This is a genomic window from Maribacter sp. BPC-D8, from assembly GCF_035207705.1.
In the GTDB taxonomy this organism is placed as follows: Bacteria; Bacteroidota; Bacteroidia; order Flavobacteriales; family Flavobacteriaceae; genus Maribacter.
On sequence record NZ_CP128187.1, the window covers coordinates 4339994 to 4355160 of the forward strand.

14 protein-coding genes are annotated in these 15167 nt (G+C 36.8%); 1 reads left to right on the top strand and 13 read right to left on the bottom strand.

Features of this window, described 5'->3' with window-relative positions:
* Positions 1 to 134: 134 nt before the first annotated feature.
* On the bottom strand, positions 135 to 1376 hold the full coding sequence (locus QSV08_RS19070; protein ID WP_324025285.1) for a DUF2130 domain-containing protein: 1242 nt from the start codon (positions 1374 to 1376) through the stop codon (positions 135 to 137).
* A gap of 176 nt (positions 1377 to 1552) precedes the next feature.
* Here QSV08_RS19070 and QSV08_RS19075 point away from each other — a divergent pair, with 176 nt between their 5' ends.
* Entirely contained in the window at positions 1553 to 1696 is a 144-nt protein-coding gene (locus QSV08_RS19075) for a hypothetical protein (protein WP_324025286.1), read from the top strand.
* A gap of 6 nt (positions 1697 to 1702) precedes the next feature.
* Here the strand turns inward: QSV08_RS19075 and QSV08_RS19080 are convergent, their stop codons facing one another.
* The 12 genes from QSV08_RS19080 to proC all read right to left on the bottom strand — a co-directional run bounded on the left by QSV08_RS19080 (position 1703) and on the right by proC (position 15154).
* Positions 1703 to 2662 (bottom strand): ankyrin repeat domain-containing protein, encoded by a 960-nt coding sequence (locus tag QSV08_RS19080; protein ID WP_324025287.1) that lies wholly within the window; start codon positions 2660 to 2662, stop codon positions 1703 to 1705.
* A gap of 53 nt (positions 2663 to 2715) precedes the next feature.
* On the bottom strand, positions 2716 to 3249 hold the full coding sequence (locus QSV08_RS19085) for a DinB family protein (protein ID WP_324025288.1): 534 nt from the start codon (positions 3247 to 3249) through the stop codon (positions 2716 to 2718).
* Between the two features lie 77 nt (positions 3250 to 3326).
* The gene (locus QSV08_RS19090; protein WP_324025289.1) at positions 3327 to 4568 is read right to left on the bottom strand and encodes an alginate lyase family protein; all 1242 of its coding nucleotides are present in this window, start codon (positions 4566 to 4568) and stop codon (positions 3327 to 3329) included.
* A gap of 207 nt (positions 4569 to 4775) precedes the next feature.
* Positions 4776 to 5789: a tetratricopeptide repeat protein gene (locus tag QSV08_RS19095; protein ID WP_324025290.1), complete on the bottom strand. Its 1014-nt coding sequence runs from the start codon at positions 5787 to 5789 to the stop codon at positions 4776 to 4778.
* Positions 5790 to 6242: 453 nt separating this feature from the next.
* Entirely contained in the window at positions 6243 to 6626 is a 384-nt protein-coding gene (locus QSV08_RS19100) for an endonuclease domain-containing protein (RefSeq protein ID WP_324025291.1), read from the bottom strand.
* A gap of 168 nt (positions 6627 to 6794) precedes the next feature.
* Entirely contained in the window at positions 6795 to 7019 is a 225-nt protein-coding gene (locus QSV08_RS19105; RefSeq protein ID WP_324025292.1) for a hypothetical protein, read from the bottom strand.
* An 819-nt stretch (positions 7020 to 7838) separates the two neighbouring features.
* Positions 7839 to 9599 carry a serine hydrolase gene (locus QSV08_RS19110; protein WP_324025293.1) on the bottom strand — a complete coding sequence of 587 codons (1761 nt, stop codon included), beginning with the start codon at positions 9597 to 9599 and terminating at the stop codon, positions 7839 to 7841.
* 46 nt (positions 9600 to 9645) lie between these two features.
* On the bottom strand, positions 9646 to 10920 hold the full coding sequence (locus tag QSV08_RS19115) for a metal-dependent hydrolase family protein (RefSeq protein WP_324025294.1): 1275 nt from the start codon (positions 10918 to 10920) through the stop codon (positions 9646 to 9648).
* Between the two features lie 889 nt (positions 10921 to 11809).
* Complete coding sequence (locus tag QSV08_RS19120; RefSeq protein ID WP_324025295.1) at positions 11810 to 12322, bottom strand: hypothetical protein; 513 nt, start codon at positions 12320 to 12322, stop codon at positions 11810 to 11812.
* Between the two features lie 167 nt (positions 12323 to 12489).
* Positions 12490 to 13314 (bottom strand): sugar phosphate isomerase/epimerase family protein, encoded by an 825-nt coding sequence (locus tag QSV08_RS19125; RefSeq protein ID WP_324028395.1) that lies wholly within the window; start codon positions 13312 to 13314, stop codon positions 12490 to 12492.
* Positions 13315 to 13395: 81 nt separating this feature from the next.
* Complete coding sequence (locus QSV08_RS19130; protein WP_324025296.1) at positions 13396 to 14094, bottom strand: NUDIX hydrolase; 699 nt, start codon at positions 14092 to 14094, stop codon at positions 13396 to 13398.
* A 238-nt stretch (positions 14095 to 14332) separates the two neighbouring features.
* The gene (gene proC / locus QSV08_RS19135; RefSeq protein WP_324025297.1) at positions 14333 to 15154 is read right to left on the bottom strand and encodes a pyrroline-5-carboxylate reductase; all 822 of its coding nucleotides are present in this window, start codon (positions 15152 to 15154) and stop codon (positions 14333 to 14335) included.
* Positions 15155 to 15167: the final 13 nt, after the last annotated feature.

Sequence of the window (15167 nt, forward strand, 5' to 3'; positions counted from 1 at the left end):
GCTAAATTCAAAAACAAGGAGCACTTAGGGTAACGTGTATTTCACAATGCGCCAAACGCATCACGCAAAATAAAAAGCCCGCAGCGCAAAACCACTAATTCAAAAGCAAACTATCTCACTAACAAACTTAGCCTCTAATCATCTATCTCAGCATCCGGTAATTCTAAAATGGTACTTGTAGATAATGCATTACCCGCAATCCCTTTAATAGAACCGAAGAGTACATTGATATTTTCTTGAACGCCCCAAATTTGTTTCTCACGAACCGCAAAATTCTTGAACGCCGCTTTCTTCTCGTAGTTCAGTTGCTTGATCATAGAATCGTAGTTCTCTATAATTCTATTAATGTTCTGTACAAACTCGTTACTGGTAAGGTAAGAATAGAGCAGCTCCATCTTATCGCCTTTGTTCTCATCGGAAGATTTAATAGATTGGGTTTTTAGTAGCAGCTCACGCAGTACAAGTGATACACTTTTAACCTCGTTGAATCCGCAGATCCACACGCCATTTTTCTCCCCAAAACGATCCATGTCTGGCGGAAAAGTTTCGGTTACAATCACCGCAATATCAGCTTTGCAGTTAATCTGATCCTGCTTTAATTTATTGATCCAGTCGTTAGAGAAGTTTTTGGTACGCTTACTCTCATAAACGATAGAACCACAGGTTTGCTGTAACGAATTTATAACCGTTTGCACGCAATCTGCACCACGTACGCCTTTGCCCACCTCATCTATATCATCAAAAGGGTATGTAGCACGTAAAAGTTCTTCTAAGGCTAATTCTTGTACCTCTCCCTGCATTTGCATAGAACCTTGCTCTGCCTTGCGCTTCATTTCATCAATAAGCTTCTTTTGATCTTCAAGTTGCTTTTGATATTCCTTCTCTTTCATCGCCATAGATTCCCGCTCTTTGGCCTTGGCTTTTTCCTCTATTTCGGTCTGCTTTTCTAGCAATTCTTTTTGCACGTTCAGCTTTAGATCCTCCGCTTTTTCTTTAAGCTCGTTCTCACGTTTAAGCAAATCTATTTCTTGCGAACGCAATGCCCTGTTTTCCTCTTTCTTTTTCTCGTTCTCTTCTTGTAGGGCTTTTAACTTCTGCTCAAAAGATTCGTTGGTTTGCAGTTGTATTTTTTCAGATTCTTTAGCAAGGCGTTGTGCTAGCTTTTCTTTAAAAAGCTCGTTCTCCTTCTCCTTTTTCTTCTCGAACTCTTCAACTTCTAGAGCCAGTTTATTACGCTCTTTATTGAAAATTTCTGCCTGCTCCGCTACTTTACGCTCATACTCAGCCTTAAAATGCGCCTGCATTTTACCAGATAACGCCTCTTCAACATCAAACTCATGCGCGCAATTGGGACACTTAATTTTATCTACCATCATTTATAACATACCAAATTCAACTATAAAAATACAGAACCCGTACCAAGCTTACAATATTTGGAGGAACTCTTATGAAATGAAAATTTGAAACAAGCGTAGTATTTTGATTTACTGACAATTGTCATATGATGCCTTGCAACTTCATTATATTTTTGTTGCTCTAAAATAACCGACCTATGATATCACAGATGATACCCCTTGTTAATTGGAGCTATGGCGTAATTCTTATTGCCATTTTTGCAGCCGTATGTTTAGGACTTGTACTTATAGTGCTGAATTTAATGAAGAACGATAAGAAAAAGCAAGAGCAAGAGGAGTAGCATAGGCTATTCCGTTCCACCTTTGCTTTTAAGTAGTTCAATTGCTGCTGTATGATTTCTCGTAATAGCTTTATTCAAAGCTGTTCGTTTCTGCTTGTCTTTTAGGTTAATGTCAACATTATTGTCTAGACAAAAGGTTATGCCTACCAGGTTGTTTCTGTCTGTAAAATTATGCAAGTGCGGAAACGATGCATCGTATGTGTTGAGGTCTCCGCCTATACGTAATAAAAAATCTAGTGTTTCTCGGTTGGTACAATCGGCGGCGAGATAAAAACCTTTTTTGTCAAACTCTTTATCAAAAGCTTCCTTATGGTGTTCGTAGATATAGGTAACGATATCGGGCGAATGTTTAAATGCAATTTGAAGCGGAGAAGAACCTAGCGATTTTTTATTGATATCAGCCCCTTTTTCGGCAACAGCAATAAAACCTTCAAGGTTATTGTTCTCAGTACAAAATGCAAGCGGAGTGCCAGTATATTCAAGTACTTTGTTTAATTGAGATTTCTTTGCAGTTTTCGCTATTTCTAAAATGTTAGCGGTGTCGTTCATATAACAGGCATAGACTAACGTATTTTTAATCTTTTCTTTTTTGATGGAGCTTTCTAGAGTAGTAATGCGTTCTTCAGTAGCGGGTTTAATACCAAATTCTTGAAATATTAGAAGTTCAAATAAATCACTATCAAAAAGTTCGGGATTGTATTTGGGTATAGATTTAATACTAAAAGAAGATGAGTTTTCTTGGTAGATTATGGTTACTCCCGTTCCAGTTAGATCTTGCTGAATGCGATCAGAAAATTCTTTGAACAATTCAACAGTCTTATTAGCGTAATTTATAGTGTTGTTTTCTACGGTATATAAGGCAGATGTAAATGCGTTATTGGTAGCCAGAATTACAAAGTAGTAATAGTCACTATTTATTCTTTTGGCAATATCAGAAAACAGTTGTTGGGTAGATGTTATTGACATGTGTAAGATTTTTTTTTCTGTGAAGCGGTTTAATGTATTGCTATGTCTCGTATTTATTGATACAACACATACCTAGGCGGCACCAATCCGTTTAATCGCATAGATACTAGCATTTGTGCCCTGTGGTGCGTAATATGGTCTGCCAATAGCATATAAATTTGGCGCTTACTTCTAGTAGATCCAAAATAGTCAAGCTCTATATTTAATTCTGCGGGTACAACATCTTGTAAAAGGGCAATGGCTTCGGTAAACGTTTGGTCTATACGAGCCATCATTTCTTCTTTTGTTTTGTTGGCAGGTTTAAAAATGGTGTCGGTTTGGTACACACGTGCTTCTCGGTTGCCTATAAGAGACTGACTGTGCCAGTCAAGTGCAAAACCAATATGCATTAAATTTTCTGAAAAACTCAAGGACTCTTCCGTCGCTTTATAATCATACTTTTCTTCCGGCATCATATCAGCTACCAGTAATAAATATTTGCGGGAGTTTTCTAAGCGTTCTATGGAGTCGTCAATGAATTCGTTTTGTTGGGCTATAAGCGGAGAGGAAGTTAATAGAAGTAATGTGATGACAATGAGATTTTTCATGATGATTTTTTTTGATTGATGAATGAATATCGAAGTTACTTCAATTAAAAATACGAAATCCCTTTCTACTACTTCACTTACCAGCCTTTAGGCAATGGGTCAAGTAACTGCACAATGGGTGATGGCAGGGCGTTTCCTGGAAGTTTATTTAGAATATCGGCAAATTCATGTTCATCAAATCCAAGTGCGGCATTCCAGTATAACTCGTTAGCCCTACTAGAACTTAAAGGTCGAACTTGATCTCCTGGCCACTCTTTTTTACCGAGAATAAAAGGAGTGATATAATCAATAGCAAGTCGAATACTACGACCCTCGGTACTGCGATAGGCAAATAGGTCAATATCGAGATGACGACCAAGTCGGGCAACACCTACTAGCGCACGTGCACCGTAAATACTATAGCTCAATGCATTAGTGCGAATAAGTTCTTGGGGTTGGCGTCCATCGATGAATACCTGTCCAAAAATACGTGCAGGCATAAGCTCAAGATAAGTTCGTGCAATCTCAGGTTTTTCACCATAGAGAGAAAAGAGAATAAGATGCTGATTATACCAAGCACCGTGGTTGTTAGGTTGCATAGCTTCTTCGATACCTTCGGGACTTTTCACCATCCAGGTAGATAATTCACCAAACCAATTACGCAGGTCGGTTTTGTCTTTATCAGTCCAACCAGAAAAGTCCTCAAGCAGAATAGCACAATCTACAACCCAATCCATACGATTAGATTCTAGAATACCACCACTACTATTATAGTCGTGACCACGGCGTTTTTGACCATAGCGGAAATTAGGGTTCATCTTAGTTTCAGGATTTAGATACCAAGCACGAATTTGCTGCACTGCACGTTCTGCGTACCGTTCATCGCCAGTGAAATACCAAGCAGGCACAAGAGAAGTTACTGCCTTGTTCATGGCTTCTAGCCTAGAGACATCAGAGGTGCGGCGATCAGGGTTTGTAACTCCGTCACGCCAAATGTAAGGACCATTTGGATTTTCAGCATCTGGCCACCAATAGGGGCTATAGCTAAAGTAATCGTGCGCATCGCTGCTCGGTGGCAAGGCACCTTCTGCTACCACGTTGACAATCGGTTGCTCAAGTGCGGCATCGGCATCTGTAACGATTTTTTTCAAAGCTGCCACCAAATCAGTATTACCCGCTGCAAGTTCTTTTTTTATTCGTGGCAGTTGATCTCCTTGACCAAGTAATAAAGATGGTGTGGTATTGGGTTCGCTGTTTTGGGCGAAAGCGAATGTTGTCAATAGAATGCATAAGAATGGCAAAGTAAGATAGTCGTAACGTAACTTTAACAGTGTATTCATAATGCAAAATTTTCATATCAAGTTTGAGATATAAAATTTAGCCTAATTAAAGCAGATTAGCTAGGGAGATCATCAATTTAACTACGTAATATTTAATGAAACTAATGATTTAAAATATTAAAGAAATATGACCATCCTTCGTTTGTAGTAATTTCATAGGGTTATATTGGGCTTAGCCAATAAAACTTTAAAAATTATTTTGTTTATTTAATCTCTTCTAAGCCAGGCGTCAAACTCTCTTAATTTGTTTTCGTTTACTGCAAGCCATTTTAAAGATTCCTGATTTTTAATTTGACTAATGTATTGGCAATAGGTTTCTAAATGGTCGCTTTTTGCTAAATCGTAAAAGAAAGGCACATAGAATGTCCACCAAATATTTTTATTACTATCCTCCTTGAGTTCTCCTAATATTTTAAAGAATGACTCGGTATTTTCTTTGAACATTTCTTCATCTGTCTTGTCTTTATTTTCTTCAATTGATTTTGAAGCTTCTAACATAGAAATCATTAATTCTGCAGCACCAAATTGTTTGTCATTATTCATATCCAACAGAATATTAATAGTGTTAGGTTTTTTAGAGTCTTTAGTAACATTACCACTAAAATTATTTTGCAAATTCTTAAATGCTTCTTTAGACCTTTCACTATTCGGTTCTAAGAATAGAAAGTAGTGAGATGCCAATAAAGTTTGAACTTTATTCCCTTTTTGATTATGAATATAAGAGAGTATTAAATGGCTACTTGAATGATTGGGATTTAATTCAATTGCCTTTATCAAATGTTCTTCTGCTTTGTCTAGGGCATTTTGCTTGTAGTAATTTATACCTAAGTTAAAATGAAGTAGATAATGACTTTGTTTTTGTTTTATTGCTTTTTCAAAAAGTTTAATGGATTCTTTTGTTTTACCTAGCATGTCTAAGGATGAGCCTTTTGTGAGAGTGGCTTCTAACATGTGGTCTTCCTTTTGCTTTAGAACGAAATCTGAGTATTTAACCGCTTCTTCATAATCTCCTTTAGAAAAGTAGCTCAACGACATTTCGTAATGGGCAATAGTAGATACTGGATCTATTTCAAGTGCTTTAGTGTAGGCAGTAATGGCATTATCATATTCTCCATTATCGTGGTATTGTATTCCTTCTTTTATATAGTTGTCAAAGGTGTTTTGGGCAGATGTAAAAAGGAAAGAAAATAGTAAAATAGTAGTAATGGCAAATAGTTTCATAGCTGGTTTATTGGTTTGCAACTAATTTAAGAAATACAAATTGAATTGGAAAAGCTCAAAAGAATCCATTCCTTTCATAAGAGTATAGGTTTTCGTTTTGGTTGTGGGTTGTTGGGAGTTTGGTTTTTAGAATAGTTGCTTCGTCTGTTTTATCTAAAAAGTTTAAAAAAAGTCACAATCTATTCCCCTCTCGGGAGGGGCTAGGGGTGGGTAGTTTGTAAGTTAGAATGTTGAATGCATGTTCCAGTTGAAGAATTTGGTGAGAGTTGCGTTTTTAATTTCAGCATAGTACACCGTAGCACCCACCCCTCAATCCCCTCCCAAAAGGGGAGGAATACGTTTTTGGTTGTGGGTTTGTTACTGCTTGGGAGATTTGTTTTTACAAGAGTTATTTCGTCTGTTTTATCTAAAAAGTTTAAAAAAAGTCACAATCTATTCCCCTCTTGGGAGGGGCTAGGGGTGGGTATTTGATTGTTCTAGTTTCTTAATTTCTACTTTAATTTCCTCTAAAACAAAAGTCAGATTATCTTTTACATCAGTATCAGAAAATCTAATCATTATTACTCCTAATGACTCTAATTTAGATTGCCTTCGCTTATCTTTTTCTTCATGCCCTTCTTCAAAGTGAATACTGCCATCTACTTCTATGGCGAGTTGGAGGTCTTTGCAATAAAAATCAACTATATATTGGTCAATGGGTATTTGTCTACTAAACTTATGTCCTAGTTTTTTGCTTTTAATTTCTCGCCAAAGCGCAATTTCACCAAGGGTCATGTTATTCCTTAAGTTTTTAGCTAGGTCTACTAAATATGGGTGGTATGGTATAATTTTTCTCATCGTAGAATCCACCCTTTTATCCCTTCCCAAGTGGGTAGATGTACGCTTTTGATTGCGAAATTAGAGTTAGTCGAAACTTCTATTTTCATAAGAATAATTTGGTATTGAATATATTTTAATCACAGTCACTATCTGTTCCCCTCTCGGGAGGGGCTAGGGGTGGGTTCTTTATTCTATAATTTCATAGTCAATACTTAACTTTCTCAAAGCTCTTAAAGCTGATCCAGAATTTTTATCGCTTACTTCAATATCTACTGCATCACCTTCTAAAAGTATATCTGTAAGTTCATTAGCAAGCGAATCGCTAACGTTTGACGATAATTCTGCTATACATTTTGTTATCGCTCTTCTGTCTGGTCGTTGAGCATCACAAGACAATAAGTTTAGTTTCATAGTTTTAGTTTGTTGCTGCAAGATACTAGAGTTTAATTAAAGGCAGACTCTATTTCTGTTAGGTTCTAGCTAGGAGTGGGTAGCTTGATTGTTAGTTTGTTGCAATTTTCATCATCTCGACACCCACCCCTTTATCCCCTCCCAAGAGGGGAGGATTTCGTTTTGTTCGCGGGTTAGTTGTTTGTTGTGAGTTTCGTTTCTACAAGAACTACCTCGTCTGTTTTATCCAAAAAGTTTAATCATAGTCACTTTATGTTCCCCTCTCGTGAGGGGTTTGGGGTGGGTTGTTTATTAGTTAGAATGTTGAGTGTATGTTCCAATTTAAGAATTTGGTAAAAGTGGCGTTTTTAATTTCTGCATAGTGCACCTGAGAACCCACCCCTTTGGTCCCCTCCCAAGAGGGGAGGATTTCGTTTATGATTGCGAGTTTAGGTGGTGTTGTGAGTTTCGTTTCCATAAGAGTTAACTTGTCTGATTAATCTAGAAAATTGATTTATAGTCAGTATCTGTTCCCCTCTTGGGAGGGGCTAGGGGTGGGTTGTTTGTATGTTAGAATGTTGAATGTACATTCCGGTTGAAGAATTTGGTGAGGGTGGTGTTTTTAATTTCAGTATAGTGCACTCGAGAACCCACCCCTTTGGTCCCCTCCCAAGAGGGGAGGATTTCGTTTTTGTTTGCGAAATTTTAGGTTGTTGGTTTTTGATTTTTAATAAGAATTACCTCGTCTGTTTTATCTAAAAAGTTTAATACAAGTCAGAAACTGTTCCCCTCTTGGGAGGGGCTAGGGGTGGGTAATTGGTTGGGAGAAATAATCTAATATTACTCCACCTTCTTACCGTTTAATTCTTGTCCGTTTTGAAATAGGGTCAAGCTTTCGATATTTCCATTATTATCTTTTATGAATTGAATTTGAGCAGCAACTTCTTTTAAGTAAAAAGTATCGTTCGATTTGGCAAGAATATCCAACATTGGCTGCCCTGTTGCTTGTGCTTTTAATTGATTACCTTCTTTGGTAATCGTAATTTTAAAAGTGGGCATTAATTCATAGACACCTATGTAGCTTTCTAATAGGGCTTCTGGTACTTCGAACTCTTTTGTTAAGTTACTGGTATCTACACCTAATTTTGTAAGCATATCTATTGCATTTTGATTACCAGGATTCATTTCTACAGTTTTAGTGTAATTCTCAATAGCACCTTCGTTATCACCTGATATCATTAATGCTTCGGCATAACTATCATATGCATTAGGTGATTTTGGATACGTTTCTACGATCAGTTTAAATACTTGAATAGCTTCTTTGGTTTTGTCAGATCCCAATAGTTGATATCCTGTTTGGTTCATCTCATTTTCATTAACATCGAAATCATTGTTGTCCTTATTCTTTTTAAAATACGCAACCCCTGCATCAATACCTTTCGTTTCTATAACCTCTAAAAGTTTAGATGCCAATGGAGTTTTTGGAAGGTCATAACTTTTATCATTTATAATACCAAGTATTGATTGGGTGATTTTACCTAACGGAGCGCCGCCTGTATTATTTAAAAGTACAATCAATGACTTGTCTGAAAGCTGCCTTGAAATTTGTGTGTTGAATCCGTTAATACCACCACCATGGGTAATTACCGCAATGCTATCGGTTGTGTTACCTAGAGCTTCGTTACCTACCATCCATCCGTAGGCATAGTGAAAACTGCCAAATGCAGGTATGTGTGGTTTAAAATACATATCCATATATTTTTGAGATAATAATTTGTTGGTATATAATGCTTGATCCCACAGATATAAATCTTCTACGGTGGAGTATATCGATCCTGCAGCATACGGAATAGACATATCTAGGTAAGGGGAATTAATAAATCCGTTTCCACTATTTTCATAACCTGTTGCTCTATTTTTTAGGATGTCGGAATAATGATCGAATCCGGATTCCTTCATTCCTATTGGAGAAAATATCTTCTCGTCTAGCATTTCTTCATACGTTTTACCGGATAGTTTTTCAATAAGCACTCCTAATAAAAAATAACCGGAATTACTATAATTAAACATTTCACCAGGCATAAATTCCAGCTCCATGTCTTGAAATGTTTCCGTAAACTCTTCAGGAGTATATGGGTTTCTGCTTACATTTTTGAAGAAATCAGGAAATGCCGTGTAGTTGGGTATTCCAGAAGTATGAGTTAATAAATGGTGGGAGGTGATTTTGTCTCCATTTTCTTTTGAATACTCTGGCAAGTATGTGGTTATAGGCGCTTGTAAGTCTAGTTTTCCTTCGGCTGCCAATTGTAGAATAAGCATGGCAGTAAATTGCTTGGTAACAGAGCCTAGGCGATGTTTGGTGTTGGGGCTGTTGGGGATATCCCATTCCATATTCGCCATACCGTATCCCTTTTTAAAAATGACCTTGCCATCTTTGGCAACTAGAGCAGAGCCATTGAATTTAGTATAGGCTAGATACTCTTTTAGAAGCTCATCTATCTGTTCGGATTTCGTTTGGCCATATGTTACAGTGCCTGAAAATAATATTACGAAAATGCCTAAAAGAAGTGTTCTAATTAAAATGTGTTGTGATGATTTCATGATGTTCGTTTTTTTACTGATTGGCTATTTTGCTGCAACGTTATTTTTACTTTTCATTCTTATAAATGACTCCGTTTTTCATAACAAACTTTACATCTTCTAAAGTGGATATATCATTAATTGGGTTTGTGTCTACAGCAATAATATCAGCTAGTAGTCCTGCTTTTAGTTCTCCTCGATCGGTAAGTCCGAGCATTTCTGCACTATTGGTAGTAGCAGTTTTTATAGCTTCTTTGGCGCTCATACCACATTCCATCAATGCTGCAAATTCAATGGCATTTTTTCCGTGAGGTATTATTGGGGTATCTGTACCAAAAGCAATTTTGACGCCTGCTTTAATAGCTTTCGTTAGGTTTTGTTTGGCAATAGGCATTACATAGTTTGCTTTGCCAGCCATAACAGGATCCATTTTGTCTATCATAGGTTCAATTATAGTAGCGAGCCCTCTGGTAGGTACTAAGTACACTCCCTTTTCTTTCATTAATTGTATGCTCTGGTCGTCTATTATAGAACCATGTTCAATAGAATACACACCGGCTCTAATGGCTTCTTTAATACCTTCGGTGCCATGTGCATGGGCAGCTACTTTTATATGGTGTCTAGCAGCTTCATCAACAATGGTTTTCATTTCTTCATTGCTTAATTGTTGTGCGCCAATGGCATCTTCCATAGAAAGAACACCAGCAGTAGCATGCATTTTAATGAATTTAGCGCCGTGCTTTATTTGGTATCTTACCGCTTCAATAGCATCGTATTTTCCGTTTATAATTCCGTCATTAGGACCGACAGTAACTAATCCTTCAGCTAATCCTAAAGAAATATCTCCGTGACCGCCACTAATAGAAATCATATGTCCTGATGGAATAATTCTAGGTGCGGCAATCATGCCTTTGTCAGAAGCCTCAGAAACGGCAACATCGATAAGCTCGGGTGTAATGTGTAATTGACCAATACTTCTAATAGTAGTAAAACCAGCCATTAATGTTTTTTCGGCATTAACTACAGCTCTAATAGTACCTTGGCTTGCACTTTCTTTATAAACATAATCCCAATTACCTTTAAAATCACCATCTAAATGAACGTGCATATCCATGAGTCCGGGTAGTAATATCTTGCCTGTAAGGTCAACAGTTTCAGTGCCTTCAGGTAATGCCTTCGGATTAATAGATTTTATGATTCCGTTTTCAACAAGAAGATTAGCTGGAGAGATTAATTTACCGGTTCTGACATCTAAGTACGAATCTGCTTTGATCAGTTTAGATTGGGCATGAATGGAAGTTGTAGTGGTTAATAGTAGTAGAAGTAGTAATAGATTTTTCATTTGAAATTGTTTGGTTTTGATGGTCTTTATTTGAGTTAGATTATTTTACATGAAAGTAGTGAAAATAAGTTGTTTACGTTGCTGTTTTTATTGAAGAAGTAGCGTAATATTATCGCGGTACCCATCCCTTTGGTCCCCTCCCGAGAGGGGAGGATTTCGTTTTTGATTGCGAGTTTTTTAGCTGTTGTGGTTTTTGTTTTAATAAAAGTTACCTCGTCTATTTTATCTCAAAAGTTTATTTCAAGTCACAATCCGTCCCCCTCTAGGGAGGGGCTAGGGGTGGGTCGTTTGTGAGTTAGAAATTGCAATGCCAGTACTAGTTTCAAGAAGATATAGTGATGGTGGTATTTTTAGATTTGGCATAGTGCACCTGAGAACCCACCCCTTTGGTCCCCTCTCGAGAGGGGAGGGTTTACGCTTTTTGTTGAGGGTTTTGTTAGTTGTTGGGAGTTTAGTTTCTAGAAGAGTCACTATATCTATTTTATCCCAAAAGTTTAATACTAGTCAGAATCTGTTCCCCTCTCGGGAGGGGCTAGGGGTGGGTTGTTTGTGAGTTGGAATTTGTAAAACTTGTACTAGTTTCAAGAAGATATAGTGAGAGTGGCGTTTTTAATTTCTGCATAGTGCACTCGAGAACCCACCCCTTTGGTCCCTTCCCGAGAGGGGAGTATTTCGTTTTGTTTGCGGGTTAGTTGTTTGTTGTGAGTTTTGTTTTCATAATAGTTACCTCGTCTGATTAATCTAGAAAATTCATTTCTAGTCAGTATCCGTTCCCCTCTCGGGAGGGGCTAGGGGTGGGTTTTTAATGGTTACAGTGTTTATCAAAAACAAAATCCGCTTTAAAGAAATGTCTTCAAAGCGGATTCGATATCAATTTATCTTAATATAATTACACGAAAAGCAAAATAATAGTTAGTACGATACCACCAAGTGAGAAATAGAGACCTTTTTTAAAAATGGTGGTTTTAGGCATGAACATCCAAAAAGAAGACACTACGAAAAAGAGTAGCGAGAGTCCGAAAAAGATGTTTAGCCAATACACGGGACTATCTGTTGTTGCTTTGTGCAGGTGCTCCATTTTATCTAAGACAAAAGGGAGTTCCATCTTTTTTATGGTAGCCATACCGGTTACAGTATTGTACTCGCCTTGTTTAAAGTAAACAACATCACCTTCTGTCTTTTCGGGTTTTACTCCCCCTTTAATTTTCAATGCTCCACTAAGTTCAGCGGCTTTTAAATTTGGTTTGAGTTGTTTTTCTATGATTTTTTCACTTTTTAGAAAATCTGTATTTCTAAATACCATAATGATGCCGCTAATAGAATACATCGCCATAATACCGGCTAAAAAGAAGCCTAGGTAGCGGTGAATAATTCTCATGCGTAAACTTGTAGTCATTTTCATGTGGTCACTTTTTAAATTTGGTTTTGCTTGCGCAAAAATAGGTACATATTTTTATAAGTGACTAAGACAGTGTTTGGGATGAAAGGTTTAATGAGAAAGGGACTAAAAAAGAAAACCCCAAAGAGAAAAATCTCTTCGGGGCTATCTCCGTTGTTTGGTATTAGTAATTATTTGAATCCTATTTCTTTTAGTCCGTCGTGACTAATTTTAATAGCATCTAATGGTTTTAATCCGTCGAAAGTCATATCCTGTTCAACCATGTAATACTTCATGCCTGAAAGCTCTTTATTAGCTAGAATGTTTTGAAAGCCAATTGATCCTTTACCTACTGGGGCAAATCTACCTTGCTCATCCATATCTTTTACATGCCAGATTTTAAATCGACCTGGGTATTTGTTGAAATAGGCGATAGGGTTGGCACCTGCTTTGGTTACCCAAAATAAATCCATCTGAAAGTTTAATAATTTAGGATCTACATTTTCTAACAAGTAATCTATCGGCACAATACCGTCAGCATTTTTTTTGAATTCAAAATCGTGATTGTGGTATAATAACTTCAATCCAGCTTTGTTAGCTTTCTCACCAAGCGTGGTTAGAATTTTAGCTAAATCTTCTACAGTACCCGTCATGCCCATTGTTCTGTCTTCTTGGTTGAAGGTGAACATACCCATTGGCGGAATCGGAACTACAAAATATTTGAAGCCTGCAGACTTTGCATCAGCCATCATCTTATCGGCATTGTCAACAGTTACTGCGCTTTGGTGTGTGCTAATCGGCTTTAATTTTAGAGATTTTAATAAGTCTTTAAAATCTGCCGGAGTCATACCATAATACTTGCCGTCTTCGTACCCAGCAGCTTCAATATTTTTATAACCTGCATCAGATACGGCTTGTAAAGTTGCTTTCGCATCGGTACCCATATCGTCTCTAACAGTGTAAAGTGCAAGACCGCCAAATTTCTTTTGAGCGTAGGTTGTTAATGTGCCGAACATAAAAGCAGCGAGAACGGTACATTTTAAAAAGTTGTTAAGTGTTGATTTGTTCATTGTTGTTGTTAGTTTAAGTATGTAATTTTATTTAAAACTGTATAGGTACGGAGCTTTATGGGCTTTACCCTCAAAAAGCTTTTCATGTCGTTGTAATATATCTAGAGACAACATTTTACGTTGAAAACTAGTGCGCCTTAGTGTTTGGTCTAAAATAGCCTCGAACACTTGTTGTAACTGTTTCATGGTAAATTTCGGAGGTAGAAGATTCATACCTATTATCTTCTCACTAATGTTATTGCGAAGTACTTCAAGAGCTTTGTCTACAATCTCGTTATGATCCATCATTAATTTAGGTACGTTATCAATGTCGTACCATTCAATACTATCTGAAAGTTGATCAGGTTTCGGGTTAACATCTTCGTAGTTGATTAATGCATAATGACCCACAGTAATAAAGCGGTCCATCATCCATTCATTTTTTTCCAAATTTTTATCATTTGCAACTAAAATACGTCGCATGGCATCGGGATCAGATCTTTCTGGTTTTCCGAAAATTTGAAATTGATCTAAGAACACATTTTTTAATCCTGTACGTTCTTCTACGCCTTTGTTTACAGCATCTTGTAGACTCTGATTTTTTTTGATAAATCCCCCCGGAAGTGCAAATAAACTAGTGTTGTGGTATTCTAAAATAAGAATTTTTAAATTTACTCCATTGAACCCAAAAATCACACAATCATAAGAAAGGTTGGGAATGAATTTCTTATTTTTGATACCTTTCATTAGTGAATTTGATAAATTTCAGTTGTCTTTATCAAATAAAGCACAAAAAAACATGTAATCAAAGAATTATTGTCATAAAGTGAGACAATAGAATTTGACTATTCCATATTAAATTTATAATTATCTAAAATGAAATAGTCGAAATGCTATTTTTTATTCTAATAAGTAGCATTTAGCGCAATTGTAAATGTATTTCTTATACCTCTTCAACGCTAAGATGTGTAGTATTAATGCTGTGTTATTCTATTGAATTTACCTTTTCTTTTCCGAGTTCAACTGCACGTTCAAATGCTGCGAAAGCAGCATCTTTTATAAGTTCACCTACATTATTGTTTTCCATAGAGTCAAGAGCTGCACGAGTAGTACCGCCTTTACTGGCTACTTTGTCCATCCAAGAATTTGGGGATAGTTCATTTTGGTTGAAAAGTTCAATAGCTCCTGTAAATGTCTGTGCAACCAAAACTTTAGATACATTTGGTGTAAAGCCCATTTTAAGGGCAGCTTCCATCATACTTTGCATAAAGTAAAATACATAAGCCGGTCCGCTACCAGAAATACCGGTAGAGGCATCAATAAAGTTTTCGTTACTTACTTGAATTGATTTACCTGTAGTGTCTAACAAACTTTCAATGGTTAACAGCTCAATTCTAGTTACTTCTTTAGAAGCAACAAACGATGTTAAACCTCTACCAATAGATGCCGGTAGATTTGGCATAGCACGAACTATTTTTGTGAGTCCTGTTAGGTTCTGAATAGTTTCGATAGTAACACCAGCCATAATCGAAATTACAATTTGACCAGGTTTCACAAGCGGATTCAATTTTAAGAAAACACTTTCGGCGTGATATGGTTTTACTGCAATAAAAATAATATCTGCTTCTGGAGCACATTTCTTTAAATCATCAAAAGCATCGAATTGCGGATTCTCGCGTAGTTCTTCTAACTTTTCTTCAGAAGTATCGAGCACCATTATATTCCTCTTCTTAAGTAATTTTGATTTCGACATGCCTTCTGCATAAGTCAATCCCATGTTGCCGGCTCCTATTACTAGTATTTTCATTAATTAAATTTTA

Bases quoted from the DNA above. Each gene is read 5' to 3' on its own strand.
- QSV08_RS19105 (WP_324025292.1), bottom strand. From the start codon at position 7,019: ATGAAACTAAACTTATTGTCTTGTGATGCTCAACGACCAGACAGAAGA.
- QSV08_RS19095 (WP_324025290.1), bottom strand. From the start codon at position 5,789: ATGAAACTATTTGCCATTACTACTATTTTACTATTTTCTTTCCTTTTT.
- QSV08_RS19130 (WP_324025296.1), bottom strand. From the start codon at position 14,094: ATGAAAGGTATCAAAAATAAGAAATTCATTCCCAACCTTTCTTATGAT.
- QSV08_RS19085 (WP_324025288.1), bottom strand. From the start codon at position 3,249: ATGAAAAATCTCATTGTCATCACATTACTTCTATTAACTTCCTCTCCG.
- QSV08_RS19125 (WP_324028395.1), bottom strand. From the start codon at position 13,314: ATGTTCGGCACATTAACAACCTACGCTCAAAAGAAATTTGGCGGTCTT.
- QSV08_RS19120 (WP_324025295.1), bottom strand. From the start codon at position 12,322: ATGAAAATGACTACAAGTTTACGCATGAGAATTATTCACCGCTACCTA.
- QSV08_RS19100 (WP_324025291.1), bottom strand. From the start codon at position 6,626: ATGAGAAAAATTATACCATACCACCCATATTTAGTAGACCTAGCTAAA.
- QSV08_RS19110 (WP_324025293.1), bottom strand. From the start codon at position 9,599: ATGAAATCATCACAACACATTTTAATTAGAACACTTCTTTTAGGCATT.
- proC (WP_324025297.1), bottom strand. From the start codon at position 15,154: ATGAAAATACTAGTAATAGGAGCCGGCAACATGGGATTGACTTATGCA.
- QSV08_RS19070 (WP_324025285.1), bottom strand. From the start codon at position 1,376: ATGATGGTAGATAAAATTAAGTGTCCCAATTGCGCGCATGAGTTTGAT.
- QSV08_RS19075 (WP_324025286.1), top strand. From the start codon at position 1,553: ATGATATCACAGATGATACCCCTTGTTAATTGGAGCTATGGCGTAATT.
- QSV08_RS19080 (WP_324025287.1), bottom strand. From the start codon at position 2,662: ATGTCAATAACATCTACCCAACAACTGTTTTCTGATATTGCCAAAAGA.
- QSV08_RS19090 (WP_324025289.1), bottom strand. From the start codon at position 4,568: ATGAATACACTGTTAAAGTTACGTTACGACTATCTTACTTTGCCATTC.
- QSV08_RS19115 (WP_324025294.1), bottom strand. From the start codon at position 10,920: ATGAAAAATCTATTACTACTTCTACTACTATTAACCACTACAACTTCC.